The organism is Sinomicrobium weinanense, from assembly GCF_018863395.1.
GTDB lineage: Bacteria > Bacteroidota > Bacteroidia > Flavobacteriales > Flavobacteriaceae > Sinomicrobium > Sinomicrobium weinanense.
The window spans coordinates 173,390-187,513 of record NZ_JAHKRR010000006.1; the positions used below are offsets into that span (position 1 = coordinate 173,390).

At 46.4% G+C, this 14,124-nt stretch carries 13 protein-coding genes and 1 tRNA gene; 6 read left to right on the plus strand and 8 right to left on the minus strand.

Going from position 1 to position 14,124, the window contains the following annotated elements:
- From KN811_RS16690 to KN811_RS16705, 4 genes are read left to right on the plus strand one after another with little or no spacing between them, the layout of a single operon-like run.
- Positions 1 to 1,560 carry a C40 family peptidase gene (locus tag KN811_RS16690; RefSeq protein ID WP_187963953.1) on the plus strand — a complete coding sequence of 520 codons (1,560 nt, stop codon included), beginning with the start codon at positions 1 to 3 and terminating at the stop codon, positions 1,558 to 1,560.
- A gap of 23 nt (positions 1,561 to 1,583) precedes the next feature.
- The gene (locus KN811_RS16695; protein ID WP_187963954.1) at positions 1,584 to 2,180 is read left to right on the plus strand and encodes a hypothetical protein; all 597 of its coding nucleotides are present in this window, start codon (positions 1,584 to 1,586) and stop codon (positions 2,178 to 2,180) included.
- 21 nt (positions 2,181 to 2,201) lie between these two features.
- Complete coding sequence (locus KN811_RS16700; protein WP_187963955.1) at positions 2,202 to 2,885, plus strand: lysozyme; 684 nt, start codon at positions 2,202 to 2,204, stop codon at positions 2,883 to 2,885.
- A gap of 11 nt (positions 2,886 to 2,896) precedes the next feature.
- Positions 2,897 to 3,706, plus strand: coding sequence for a M15 family metallopeptidase (locus KN811_RS16705; protein ID WP_187963956.1), 810 nt, complete (start codon positions 2,897 to 2,899; stop codon positions 3,704 to 3,706).
- Between the two features lie 446 nt (positions 3,707 to 4,152).
- Here KN811_RS16705 and KN811_RS16710 read toward each other — a convergent pair.
- Positions 4,153 to 4,237 (minus strand) — tRNA-Ser (locus KN811_RS16710).
- A gap of 124 nt (positions 4,238 to 4,361) precedes the next feature.
- On the minus strand, positions 4,362 to 4,757 hold the full coding sequence (locus KN811_RS16715; RefSeq protein WP_187963957.1) for an acyl-CoA thioesterase: 396 nt from the start codon (positions 4,755 to 4,757) through the stop codon (positions 4,362 to 4,364).
- A 155-nt stretch (positions 4,758 to 4,912) separates the two neighbouring features.
- Between KN811_RS16715 and KN811_RS16720 the strand changes: the two genes are divergently transcribed.
- A complete protein-coding gene (locus KN811_RS16720; RefSeq protein WP_187963958.1) occupies positions 4,913 to 5,545 on the plus strand; it encodes an NAD(P)H-dependent oxidoreductase in 633 nt (210 codons plus the stop codon).
- 128 nt (positions 5,546 to 5,673) lie between these two features.
- Positions 5,674 to 6,861, plus strand: a complete 1,188-nt coding sequence (locus KN811_RS16725) for a DegT/DnrJ/EryC1/StrS family aminotransferase (protein WP_187963959.1) — start codon at positions 5,674 to 5,676, stop codon at positions 6,859 to 6,861.
- Between the two features lie 73 nt (positions 6,862 to 6,934).
- On the opposite strand, the gene ribB is transcribed toward KN811_RS16725, so the two are convergent.
- The 6 genes from ribB to tpx all read right to left on the minus strand — a co-directional run bounded on the left by ribB (position 6,935) and on the right by tpx (position 14,052).
- A complete protein-coding gene (gene ribB, locus KN811_RS16730; protein ID WP_247716533.1) occupies positions 6,935 to 8,083 on the minus strand; it encodes a 3,4-dihydroxy-2-butanone-4-phosphate synthase in 1,149 nt (382 codons plus the stop codon).
- 132 nt (positions 8,084 to 8,215) lie between these two features.
- A complete protein-coding gene (locus tag KN811_RS16735) occupies positions 8,216 to 9,688 on the minus strand; it encodes an LptF/LptG family permease (RefSeq protein ID WP_187963960.1) in 1,473 nt (490 codons plus the stop codon).
- A 100-nt stretch (positions 9,689 to 9,788) separates the two neighbouring features.
- Positions 9,789 to 10,451, minus strand: a complete 663-nt coding sequence (lolA1, locus tag KN811_RS16740) for an outer membrane lipoprotein periplasmic chaperone LolA1 (protein WP_223129344.1) — start codon at positions 10,449 to 10,451, stop codon at positions 9,789 to 9,791.
- 100 nt (positions 10,452 to 10,551) lie between these two features.
- Entirely contained in the window at positions 10,552 to 13,026 is a 2,475-nt protein-coding gene (locus KN811_RS16745; RefSeq protein WP_187963961.1) for a DNA translocase FtsK, read from the minus strand.
- An 84-nt stretch (positions 13,027 to 13,110) separates the two neighbouring features.
- Complete coding sequence (locus tag KN811_RS16750; protein WP_187963962.1) at positions 13,111 to 13,470, minus strand: diacylglycerol kinase; 360 nt, start codon at positions 13,468 to 13,470, stop codon at positions 13,111 to 13,113.
- An 81-nt stretch (positions 13,471 to 13,551) separates the two neighbouring features.
- Positions 13,552 to 14,052 (minus strand): thiol peroxidase, encoded by a 501-nt coding sequence (gene tpx / locus KN811_RS16755; protein WP_187963963.1) that lies wholly within the window; start codon positions 14,050 to 14,052, stop codon positions 13,552 to 13,554.
- Between the last annotated feature and the right edge of the window lie 72 nt (positions 14,053 to 14,124).

Sequence of the window (14,124 nt, forward strand, 5' to 3'; positions counted from 1 at the left end):
ATGGAAAAGTATAAGAGTTTTGTTATGAATTACGGGAGCCGCCCCGAAGAGAAAAATGGCGGGGATACTGTGGCCCAAAAGGAGGTGGAAGAACCCCAAAAAGCGGGTGGTGCCATTGAAATTGCCCATTACGATGACCATACCCCCATTTCCCTCACCTTGCCCGAAAGCCTGATAAAAGACGATACACAGCAGGCAAACGAATATGAGGATGATGAAAATGAGAAAAGCAGCAACACCCCGTTGCGGGCCTATCCCCAAAGCAGTGAGGAATACAGTGATGCCAATGCATATTTTCTGGCGGAAAGAGAAAATGATCCGGTATACGATGATTATGCCGGGGCTCAGGAGGAATATAAAGAAGAAGCCACCCCCGCTGGAGATACTGCTCCGGAAGCCGGTACGGCAGAAGATGACGATGACAACACCAGGGAGGAAAGCCATACAGACAGGGCAGAAGAGGCCGTTGTCACGGAACCGGAAGATGAAAAAGAACGCGATAAGAAATTCAAAGACGACCTGTGGGCCATCATGGAGCACCAAAAAGACTATCAAAACTACCAGGAAAAAGCCATGCCTTCAAAACCCGGGGCATCCCCACAAGAGAACCCCGGTGCAGAAAATGAAGATACCGGTGTAAAAAAAACAAAAAATGAACATGCCATTTTCGACAAAATAGCACAGAGCATGCAAATGGCCAATACCTACGATTTCGGGGCCATAGCCATGGAAAAAAAATTCGATACCCTGGAAAAGGAAACGAATACGGATTTTTCAAAAAAAATAAAAGAATTGCTGGACGAGCAGGAAAATGATAAGGAAGCCAAAAAGCCATCATATGTCAATACAGAAGATGAAGATAAGGTCCTGACCGAGGATTTTCTGGACGACATCGATATGTTGAACAAATTATCGGCAGAAAAATCAAAAAAGACCTCAGAAAAATTCTTGAACACCCAACCCTTATCCCCGGAGAACGGAGGCTTTTTTGTCAATACGGAAACCCTGCAACCGGGCGATCTCATTCTCTGGTCTGTCAATCGCACCGAAGATCCGGTGCCTGGGGATAAATCCAAAGCCGAAAATTTGAGTTCGGCCGGGGTTTACCTGGGCGAAGGTATTTATCTGGAGGCCGGTAAACAAGGCCTTAAAGAGCAAAAGCTGGAGGAAGCGCTCAAAAACCACAAGGCTACCGTAGGATTGAGACATCGGGATATAAATGATGAAAAAGCCGGTGCGGTGGCCAAAAAATTAAAAGAAGATCCGGGGCAAAAAGAAGCTCCGGGGCAAGGGGCCATAATAAGAAATTTAGCGGTGCAGGTCATAGACTCTTATTGTACAACCCTGCCCGCCGACCTCGCAGGGAAGTGCAGGGATTTTAAGGGAAAAGTCTACCTGGGCACCGAAGGCAATAACGCGTTTTATTGCGCTAAAAATATACTGGAGGCTTTTGACCAGGCAGGACTTAAACTGTCAGATACCCAACCGCAAACATCTGAAGAGTTGGTACAATTAGACTACAATGGCGCCTTGCGCTATATAGGTCATTTAAAAATTTAAGATAAATTGAAATTAAGAATGTCATGAACAGGTTTTTGTTTTTAGAAAGCGATTTAAAGAGCTTTACCGGCGACCCCGGTAAGTTTGTAAAAAGCAGATCGGTGTATTCCACTCAGAAAACCCCTGCGGCCGTGGCTGGTGCCGTTATTGCCGGCGCAGGCCTGGGATGGAAGATCTTTGAATTTGCATGGAACAATGCAGAGGGCGATATTTATGTAAAACTCGCCCGTTTGGAAGGAGCAAAACATCCCAGTGATGATGAAGAAAAATATAAGAATAAAGGTGTTTGGAAAGAAAAAACAGTAAAAGTATACGGCAAAGTCGTCAATAAACTGGTGGAGACCTCAGCCAAATTCGACCTTCGGTTTAAGTATAACGGCCATAGTGTGGGTTATATAGATATGGATCATACACACTCTAACGACTCGGTTTTCTGGGGGCTTCACGTAGAGGCGAAATTAATGGTAGACCCCAATAATTATAAATCTAACAAGGGAGGGCAACTCATGTCCATGATCGAAGTTACCTTTAATTACAGGTTTACCCGGACGGGCCGGGACGATATCATTAAGATTAAACGCTATAAATTATACGGTGACGGTACGGTTATAGAAAAATAGGCACCCGATAAAATTTCAGCGATGGGCAACAGGTTTATAAAACTCGAAAATGATATTAGGACGTATAGGACTAAAAGTTTCTATCCCAAAACACAATCTTATGTAAAAAGTACCGGGCAAAACCACCTGGTGTCCACGACAGCCCCGGAATATGCTAAAATGTATCAAAACCTGGTATTTGCCAGGAGCGGGAAGAAGAGAGAATCCCCTTCTAAATTAACAACCAGTAAAAAAGGGGTAGCTTTTATAAAAGAATGGGAAGGGTTCCGGAGTAAGGCCTATAACGATTCCGAAGGTTATTGCACTATCGGCTACGGTCATTTGATAAAGAAAGACAAATGTGAAAATATCGCCCTGCCTGAAGAGTTCAAAGACGGTATAACGAAAGAAGAAGCAGGTAAATTGTTCTTAAAAAGGTTGCCCCAATACGAAAAAGCCGTACAAAGGGACATCACAAAGCCACTGTATCAACACGAATTTGATGCGCTGGTAAGCCTGCTCTTCAATACGGGGGCTAATTTTCTCAATACCGGCGGTGCAGGTGGCAAGGAAACGAAGATAAAAAAGAACATAAACGCAGGGAAGTACAGTGAAGGCGCAGACGAAATGGCCGATGTCACCAACAGAGGAACACCGGGATTGGTCAAACGCCGGAAATCAGAGATCAAACTATTTAAGAAAGGCATTTACGATGCCAGTCATTAAAGTCGAGAGCCATGATGCATTATCAAAATATAAGCAGGTTTTCAGGGGCAGGGGCCCCAACCCGGAAAAAGGGAAAAAAATTAAGGGGGAGGCCTTTTATTGCCGGTGTTAAGGCCTTTAACTATGCAGAACCGGAATTGGTGAGGTCATCCTCTTACGATGTTCCCTATGCCGTGCAGCAGACCATTGACGCTTCGGGCTTAAAGTGGGACGGTGCAAGCCCGGAACAACTGGAGTTTATGAAAAAGGTTTACAATATCAATGTAAAACGCTCTTCTGCCAGGGGGACATTCGTGGCCGATGTGCCCGAATCCGATCTGAGTACCGTAGAAGGCCGTTTTAAATTAAGGGCCAATGCGGCCGGTTCCTGTATTAAAATGCTCAAAAACGTAAGGGAGGCCATTGAGGAAGCCGGGGCCGATGCCACGATAGGCCTTGTCAGTGCATACCGGTCGGCCTCGCACCAGTTTAAACTGTGGCAGGATTATTTTCCCGGGTACTATGCAGACACGGAAGCCCAAAGAAAAAAGAAAGACGGTGGGGAACATGGCGATGAAGCGGCCCAATACCTGGCTTCTTATATCAGGGTTCGTATTGCAACCCCCGGGTTCAGTAATCACAATAACGGGCTGGCCGTCGATCTACGAAATGTTCAGGATGGGAAGACCTATCGTAATAAGACCCGGAAAAAATATACCGATGCCTGGCGTACAACCTGGCTCTGGGATTGGTTAGAGGCCAATGCAGCAACGTATAAATTTTACCAGAACACCCATATCGATGAACCCTGGCACTGGGAATACAGGGAAACTGCCAGTTAGAAATCCATGAAATTCACATAAATTTATCTGCGGTATTCAACATTTCCGCGTCATGGCCTTTGTGTGCCACGGAAGCCTCGCAATACCCGGTTGCCTAAGCGGCGAACCGGGTTACGTTTAGAGCTTAAGGGAATGGGTATGCGGCATAAGGGCTCCGGCTTGCTGCATACGCAGTTCCGTTTACCGCTTAGCGGGTTGCCTCTGCAGCAAACCGAACCCGGTTCGGTGTATACGCATTCCCTTATACGGGCCTATCCGGAAATAAAACTCCGGTAGTTTCCATGACCTGGAGCGCTCCCAGGGGTTACAAACGCTTTTATCGATAGGTCCTCGTTTCTGCTACGCTCAAACGAGGACCAGATATCAATAAGGATTAAAAAAAAGAAAAGCGATTATCCACCAAAAAAGAAAACCCTTATAACACCGGTGTTATAAGGGTTTTTTCGCGGAGGAAGAGGGATTCGAACCCCCGGAGGTGTTACCCTCAACGGTTTTCAAGACCGCCGCATTCGACCACTCTGCCATTCCTCCTAAGCGGATGCAAATATAGAAAGGTTTTTTTGTTCTTACAAAACATTTTTTTGCTTTTTCCGGGAGTGCGGGAAGGCCTGGTGCAAACTGTTGAACCACAGGAATACCAGGGCTTTTGAATGGACTATATATCCATGATGGGGGTGGGTTTTTTATGGTCGTCCACGGCTACAAAGGTAAAGATACCGGTCACAGCTTTTTCACGGATATCCTCGTACATATGCTCCATAAAGATATCTACCTGTACCACACAACTGGTCCTGCCCACTTTGATCACATGAGCGATAAGCTCCACCAGGGTGCCCTGGGGAATGGGTTTGGTAAAATCGATCTTGTCGGTCGACACCGTAACCACTTTTTTCCGGCTGAACCGGGTAGCACAGATAAAGGAAGCCTCGTCCATAAGTTGCAGGGCAGTACCCCCGAATAAGGTGTCGTAATGATTGGTCGTATTTGGGAAAACGGCTTTGAATATATGGGTTTCCGCGTTTTTGATACGTTCCCTGATGTCATGGTCCATAATGTGGTGTTGTTATTAATTTGGAGTCCAAAAATACTATTTCTTTACCCATTATTCTTACATTTGTTATGGTTAATCTATAGAGGGATCCCCCGTCAGGGGATGCAAACAGGTTTATCTTATTGGACCTCAGTTTTACCCAAAATAATATTAGGATGAATATAATTGAACAATTGCGATGGCGCTATGCCACCAAAAAATTTGATGCTGCCCGTAAGTTGGAGGACAACCAGATAGAAACACTCAAGGAAGCGTTTAACCTTACGGCACTTTCCTTTGGATTGCAGCCCGTAAAGCTCGTTATCCTGAGCGATCAGGAAAAAATGGAAGAGCTGCTGCCCCACGCCTTTGGCCAGCAGCAGGTGGTCGATGCTTCACATCTTTTCGTCTTTTGTATAGAAAAGGTTATAGACGAGGAATTCATACGCAGTTATTTCGATAAAGTAAAAGCGGTGCGCAATACCTCAGAAGAAATATTAAAGCCGTACCGGGATTTCCTCATTGCCGACTTTAACAAAAAGACCAGTGAAGAGATAGAAGCATGGGCCAGGAACCAGGCCTATCTGGCCATGGGTAACCTGCTTACCGTGTGTGCTGTTGAAAAAATAGACGCCTGCCCCATGGAAGGTTTTCTCCCTGATAAATTCGACAAGGTGCTCAAGCTCGGAAAAGAAGGCCTGAAATCGGTATTGATCATGCCCGTGGGCTACCGTTCGGAGCAGGATGAGTGTTCAACCATGGAAAAGGTAAGAAAGGAGATCAGCGAAAGCGTTATAGAGATCAGATAATTTCCGGTAAGCCCGAAGTTGCCGGATGATGAACAAAGCTATCACCATTTCTGCTTTTTTGTCCCGGGTACCCCCGGTATTCCCTTAATTTATAACGAAATAATCCAATAACTCAATACTTATAGAATATGCCCGGATTTGAACTCTTCGGAGATACAGAACGAAAACATCTCAATGATGTGCTGGACACCGGTGTCCTGATGCGATATGGCTTTGACGGCATGCGCAAAGGCCACTGGAAAGCAAAAGAACTGGAAGCGGCATTGTGCCGGAGGATGCAAAGCAAACACGCTCAACTGGTGAGCAGCGGCACCGCCGCACTTACCGTGGCCCTGGCCAGCGCCGGAGTAGGGGCGGGCGATGAGGTGATCATGCCTACCTTTACCTTTGTGGCCAGCTTTGAATCGCTCATGGCCGTGGGGGCTGTTCCCGTACTGGTGGATATAGACGATACCCTGACCCTCGACCCCGTAGCGGTAGAAAAGGCTGTAACCCCCCGGACCAGGGTGGTGATGCCTGTACATATGTGCGGATCTTCCGCACAATTAAAGGAGCTGAAGGCCATTTGCGAGAAGCATGGCCTGCTATTACTCGAAGATGCCTGCCAGGCGATCGGGGCTACTTACGAAGGCAGGCCGCTGGGAAGCTATGGCGACCTGGGCTGCTTTTCTTTTGATTATGTAAAGACCATAACCTGTGGCGAAGGTGGGGGGATCATTACGGACAATGCCAAATATGCTGAAAATGCCGACCACTATTCCGACCATGGACACGACCATGTAGGACAGGACAGGGGAGCGGAGCAACACCCTTTCCTGGGGTATAATTACCGTATATCCGAACTGCACGCCGCAGTGGGACTGGCACAGATATCCAGGCTGGACGAATTCCTTGAGATACAGAAAAAAAACTATACCATTTTTCGTGAAGCCTTGAGCGTGGTTCCCGGAATAACATTCAGGCGTGTCCCGGAAGAAGCGGAAGAAAACTATTCTTTCCTGAGCTTTTTCCTTCCGGACGAAGCCGCTGCCCGGAAAGCGCATAAAGCCCTTGGAGAAGCAGGGGTGGACGGCTGCTTTTACTGGTACGACAACAACTGGCATTACATCAAGAAATGGGACCACCTCAAAGACCTGAGATCCCCGGGGAAATTACCGCAGGAGATCATCGATGGGATGCCGGATTATAAAAACCGTGATTTCTCTGCTTCCAATGCCATTATCGGACGCACGATCTCCGTACTCATTAAACTGGGCTGGACGGAAGAAGAAGTCAACAGGAGAGCGGAAAAGATGGTAAAGGCAGTTAAAGGTTAGAAGTACGAAGTTAGAGGTACGAAGTATGAAATTCCGTTATTTACTTCGTATTTCGTACCTCTAACTTTGTACTTCAATAATTCACATATTCCACAATCTCCAGCCCGTAGCCTATGATACCCACACGTTTGGTCTGTTCGGAATTGGATACCAGGCGTATTTTGGAGATGTCCAGGTCGTGAAGGATCTGGGCACCTATGCCGAAATCTTTCCGGTCGAGTACTACTTTCGGGGCTTTTACAACATCCTCGCTCTGCAGTTCTTTTAAGTGCCCCAGGCGTTGCAGCAGGTTCAGCGACTGGTTTTGCTGGTTAATGAACACAATGGCACCACGCCCTTCCTCGTTGATCACCCGGAACATGTTGTCCAGTTTTTTGTCCAGGTTGTTGGTTAGTGTACCCAGGATGTCATTGTTTACCAGGGTAGAGTTGATCCGGGTAAGCACGGGGTCTCCGAGTTTCCAGTTACCTTTGGTCAGGGCAATGTGTACCTGGTTGTTTGTGGTTTGTACATAAGCCCGTAAGCGGAAATCACCGAAGCGGGTCTTGATGTCGAAATCCTCTTTTTTCTCAATGAGGCTGTCGTGTTGCATACGATAGGCGATAAGGTCTTCTATCGATACCAGCTTGAGGTCCAGTTTTTTGGCGATCTCTGCCAGTTGCGGTAATCGGGCCATGGAGCCATCTTCGTTCATGACCTCTACGATAACCCCTGCCGGTTTTAACCCGGCAAGCCGGGCAAAATCGATGGCAGCTTCGGTGTGGCCTGTTCGGCGCAATACTCCGCCTTCTTTGGCAATAAGCGGAAATATATGTCCGGGCCTGGCCAGTTCAAAAGGTTTGGTGTCCGGGTCGATCAGCGCTTTAACAGTCTTGGCCCGGTCTCCGGCAGAAATTCCCGTGGACACCCCTTTGCCTTTCAGGTCGACAGATACGGTAAAAGCGGTTTCCATGGGGTCTGTATTGTTGGTTACCATGGCGCTAAGTTCCAGTTCTTTACATCTCTTTTCAGTGAGCGGGGCACAAATAAGCCCCCGACCGTGCGTAGCCATGAAGTTGATCATCTCGGGGGAAACCATTTCCGAGGCGGCAACAAAATCACCCTCATTTTCCCTGTCCTCATCGTCAACGACGATAATTATTTTTCCTTCGCGTATGTCGGCAATGGCTTCTTCTATGGTATTCAGTTTTATTTCCTGTTCTTCCATTGTGGTGGTATTCATCGTTATGGATTTTAGACAACAAAGATACCCAATTTTCCCTCGGCTTTAAGCCCGTCCCGGGAAAAATTGAGGGGTGTTCGGTAGTCAGTAATCAGTATCTAACACACCGATCACCGAATACCGAATACCAACCTATCCGTCATCCTTCTTTTTAAGTTTTCCGAACAGTTTTCGAATGGGTTCCGTAATGCTGTCTACATTCAGTACCCCTTTGTCTGCAGTAGCTCTCCTGGTGAGAAATATTCCGAGGGGAAGCATGATAAGTGTGGATAACCAGGAGCCCAGAATAGGGGGGATGCTGGCATCTTTGGCGTAGTTTCTGGCAAACATGCCAAGGAAGTGATAGGTGAGGAAAAGGACAATGCCGACAACCATGGGCAGCCCTATTCCTCCTTTACGTATAATGGCCCCGAGCGGAGCGCCCACAAAGAAGAGGATCACACAGGCAAAAGCGAGGGCGTATTTGCTGTGCATGGCCATAATATAATAGTTCAGTACCATGTCTTTTCTTTGCAGTTCTTTCTTCTTGCTGTTTATAGTGTTGACAATGTTGGTAATATTGCTCAACGCTATATCGATCACCTGCCCTTTTTTCCGGTCTTCCAGTAAGTCCAGCATATGCACTCCCTGCAAGGGTATCGTTTTCTCCTTTTGGAGTGTGACCGTAGTGTCTTTTTCTTTTTTGTTATTGTTTAAAGGGCGGTTCAGCATGGTAATGCCCGTACGCTTGTATATGTTGTCGCTGAAGTTGCGCACGGTGGTGCTGTTGTTTTGAGCTATGGAATCGATAAGATAGTCCAGCTCAGTGACATTATACATTTTGTAGGTGTTGTAACTTTCGTCTTCGAAATCCACATCGTTCAGTTCGGAGAGGTCCACATTCATGGTGTAGATCTCGAATTTGGCCTTGGCATGCGGGTAGTTGTCAATATTTCTCGGATTGCTGGGCTTTTGGTCTTCGTAGTAATACCCGTCCATGAGTTTTAACTTCAGGATGTCGGATTTTTCATTGCTGATAAGCTCTCCTTTTTTAGCTTTTATGACTGTCTTGTTCTCTCCTCTGGAATCCTTTTTATGCAGGATAACATTGTCCAGCAGCCTGTCATTATCCCCGTGTTTTTTCTCCACCTTGATATTCATTTCCTGTATATCGTTGAACATACCTTCGGAAATGGCCATGGCGGGTTTAACCTTGGCGATATTCTTCTTCAGGTTATAGGCCTTGAACTCTGCGCGGGGAATAACACTGTTGGCAAAATAAAAGGTAAACCCTCCCAGTGCTATCATAAATACGATGAGGCTTCGCATGGCTCTGTAAAGGGAGATCCCGGAAGATTTCATCGCGGCAAACTCATAGTTCTCGGCAAAACTCCCGAAAGTCATCAGGGAGGCCAGGAGTACGGTAAACGGCAGTACTGTGGGTACCAGGCTGGGGGAGTAATAGAGCAGGAACTTTCCGATAACCCAAAGATCCAGTCCCTTCCCGGCAAGGTCATCGATAAATAACCATATGGCCTGGAAAATAAAAATGATCATCAGTATGCCAAAGCTGCTGATGAAATTGATCAGGAATCGAGACAGGATATATCGGTCTAATATTTTCAATGCAAATTAATTCAAAAGTACAAAGTATAAAGTACGAAGTACAAAGTATAAAGTACGAAGTTTCAGTTCTGACTTCGTACTTGGTACTTCTGACTTTGCATTATTGTTCTATGATGTAATATCCTTCGTCCTCGTACTTCTTGGCGTTGAATTTAAAGAGGTTGCCGGACAAAGGCTGATCGGTTTTGAACGAGTTGACGGTGATCGTGGTCTTCGTCCCGTTCTTGCCTGTTTGTATCAGATCGTAAATATGTTTGGTCTGGGCGTCAATACCCAGAAGGATCTCCTTCATTTCTGCATTGGTGTCAATGGGTACCAGTTTAATATACTGTATCTGCCTGCCTCGTACATTTTCCTGTTTATCCCAGCTATAATTATAACCTTCGCGGTAAAAAGTGAGCATTTTAGACGGAGTAATGGCGTTGTCTTCTTCCACATCCGGACTTTCTATCACCACTTCCTCATTTTCCGGGATGATGGTTACGACCTTGTTACCGTCAAATATCTTGGTAGCACCGAGATAGTTGAAAAGGTATTTGTTTCCCTGGATGGTAACATCTCCCCGGGTTTCCTGGCGGATATTTTCTGCTTTGTTGTTCAGGGCATATTTAAAATCTACATAGATATTGTCGTAGCCCTTTACTTTCTGATACACTTCATCCAGCAAGGCTTTGGCTTTTCCGGAATCCTGGGCATATCCGAATCCCGCAAGCAATAAAGCGATGATGGTAACGATCTTTCTGATATCATTCACTGTTTTCATCTGTAAATATTTGTAATGGTTTGACATAGGGCTTCAGGATATATTGCATGTCATGGACTAAACCGGTCCTATGCCATATATCCTGAAATTCTGCGTCTGTTTATTCGTTCTTATTCTGTTCGTTGTTCAAAAACTGTTCGAGGGCATAAGTGTCTGGTATGAGCACTTGCCTTGCCTTGCTCCCTTCAAAGGGGCCTACGATCCCTGCGGCTTCGAGCTGGTCAATGATCCTGCCGGCCCGGTTATAGCCCAGTTTCAATTTTCGTTGCAATAAGGATGCCGATCCCTGTTGGGCGATAACAATTACTTCTGCTGCTTCTTTGAAAAGGGCATCCCGCTCCTCAGCATCTATATCAAGACTCGTGCCAGACTCTTCACCGACGTATTCGGGAAGCATATGAGCGTCGGGATAGGCTTTCTGGGAACCAATGAAGTCGGTTATTTTAGCGACTTCGGGAGTGTCTACAAAGGCACACTGCAGTCGGGAAAGGTCATTGCCCTGGGTATAGAGCATATCTCCCCGGCCAATGAGCTGATCGGCGCCCTGGCTGTCCAGGATGGTCCTGGAGTCGATCTTGGAGGTCACGCGGAAAGCGATCCTCGCCGGGAAGTTGGCCTTGATAATACCGGTGATCACGTTTACCGAAGGCCGTTGTGTGGCAATGATAAGGTGAATACCGATGGCACGGGCCAGTTGGGCCAGCCGTGCAATAGGGGTCTCTACCTCTTTTCCGGCGGTCATGATAAGGTCGGCAAATTCATCTACCACCAGTACGATATATGGCAGAAACTTATGCCCGTTGTTAGGGTTTAGCTTTCGGGCCTTGAACTTGGCGTTGTATTCCTTGATATTACGAACCATGGCATCTTTCAATAGTTCGTAGCGGTTGTCCATTTCTATACAGAGCGAGTTCAGGGTGTTGATCACCTTGGTGTTGTCTGTAATAATGGCTTCTTCCGTATCGGGAAGTTTGGCCAGGTAATGCCTTTCGATCTTGTTGAAGAGAGTGAGTTCTACCTTTTTCGGGTCAACCAGCACAAATTTTACCTCGGCCGGATGCTTTTTGTATAGCAGTGAGGTGAGTATGGCGTTCAATCCAACCGATTTTCCCTGTCCGGTAGCACCGGCCATAAGCAGGTGGGGCATTTTGGCCAGGTCCACCACAAAAGTCTCATTGCTGATGTTCTTGCCCAGGGCCACGGGAAGCTCCATTTCGGCATTCCGGAAACGCGACGAAGCGATAACCGACCGCATGGAAACCGTAGAGGGGTTCTTGTTGGGCACTTCGATACCGATGGTTCCTTTGCCCGGTATGGGAGCGATGATCCGTATACCCAGTGCGGCAAGGGATAGAGCTATATCATCTTCCAGGTTTTTGATCCTGGAGATCCTGACCCCTGCGGCAGGAACGATCTCATATAAGGTTATCGTAGGACCGATAGTAGCCTTGATCTGGGAAATGTCTATTTTATAGTGCTTCAGGGTCTCTACGATCCTGTTTTTGTTTTCTTCCAGCTCTTCCTGGTTGATGGTAATACCGCTTTGTCCGCCGTGGTCGTTCAGCAACTCGAGTGAAGGGAACTGGTAATTACCAAGCTCGAGTGTGGGGTCGAATTCGCCGAAATCCTGCACCAGTTTATCGGAAAGAATGTCTGTTTCTTCCATTTCTTCCTCGACCTTTTCCACTTCCATTTTGATCTCGTCGTGTTTTTCACTTCCCCGATCCTCCCGTTTTTCCTTAACCGACGGAAGATCCGTATCTTCTTTTTCCGTGGCCAGTTTTACTTCAAAGGAATTTTCGATATCTACATCGGAGGTTTTGTCTATATTGGAATAACCGGGTATAGCGGGACTTTTTTCCTGTTTTTCCAGGGCCTCTTCGAAGGGCGATTTGGCTTCCCCGCCTGTTTTTATGGATCCTTCTTCTTTTTCTTCGGGAACGGGTGTTTCTGTATGGGCCTTGCGGAAATCGCGACGTACACCATCCCGCACTCCTGCAAAATAGTTGCCGATCTTCTCGGGGGTGATCTTCATTTTTTTGACTGCAAATACGATAAGTCCGAAAAGCAGGAGGAGGATAACCCCTGTCTTTCCGACATAGTCCTGCAGAAAATCATTCATTTCATATCCTACAATACCACCGAGCAAGGGAGCTTTTACCGCAAAGAAACCGAGAAAGACAGACAGCCATATAATGGCCAGGATACCCCAGACCCAGTGATTGACCACCTTTTTCCGGTCAAGGCCTATAAACCAGTGAAGCCCTGTGAGGAAAAAAAGATAGATAAACAGGAATGCTGCCAGTCCAAAACCTTTGTAAATGAACAGGTGGCTCACCGAAGCTCCGAATTTGTTGAGCCAGTTTTTGGCTTCTGCATTTCTGTCGGCAAACTCAGACAGTAGGCTCTGGTCTTGCTGCCAGGTAAAAAAGAAAGAAACAAAAGCAATGCAGAGAGCAATGCTCAGCAACATACCCAGGCTCCCGAGAATGATCTTATTTTGTTTTGAAAAAGTAAATCTTGAGGTTTTGGGCTTTGTTGAAGTAGCTTTTTTTCTATTCCTTTTTCTAGCCATTATATACGTTAGGTTTTATGTACTTGCCCCGGCAAGCTCAAGGCAAAAATACAAATTACAAACGTACAGGATTCAAATATATTTTTAAAATATTTTTGGAATATAGATAATACCACCTACAATAACAGCCATAACGGCAGCTATAAAGACAGCTCCGGCAGAAATATCCTTGATAGTTCCGATCTTGTGATGATGGTCCGGATGGATAAAGTCGGCCATCTTTTCTATGGCGGTGTTTACCCCTTCAATACTCATGACCAATGCTATGGTAATGATTTGTATGGCCCATTCCAGGGCAGATATATTAAAGTAAAAACCTGCAACAGTCACTGCAATGGCAATGGCGAGCTGTACCTTGATACTGGCTTCCGTCCTGAGAAGGATCAGGGCACCCCTTGCAGCATAGTGGATGCTTTTTAACCTGTTTTTGAGGAAAGGACCCATTTTTAGGGGATTGAATACGAACAAAAGGCAGCTGGCCGTATATTCTTAGTCGGCTAACTGCCCTTTATTTTTTCCGGAGAATTATTTCAATGCTTCGAGAGCAGCATCATAATCGGGTTCGTCTACGGTTTCGGCGACCTGTTGGGCATGGCGTACTACGCCATTTTCATCGAGGACCACTACCGACCTGGAAAGCAGTCCGGAAAGAGGGCCGTCAACAAATTCCACACCGTAATCTTTCCCGAAATTCCGATCCCTGAAATCAGACAGGGTAATGACATTGTCCAGGCCTTCGGCACCGCAAAAACGGGCCTGGGCGAAGGGAAGGTCTCGTGAGATACACAGTACGGTCGTGTTTTCGAGATTTGCCGCTTCCTGGTTGAATTTCCTGACCGATGCGGCACAGGTTCCGGTATCGACACTCGGAAAAATGTTCAGTACCAGTTTTTTTCCTTTAAAATCCTCGAGAGAAGCTGAAGAAAGGTCGTTCTTTACCAGTGAGAAAACAGGAGCTTTGTCATTGACCCCGGGCAGGTTGCCGGCAGTGTGTATTGCATTTCCTTTGAGTGTTACTGTTGCCATTTTTTATATTTTTTGTGATTTACATGGTATGTTTATAACCGGAGCCGGCCATATAAGAAAGGTAAAGATAGC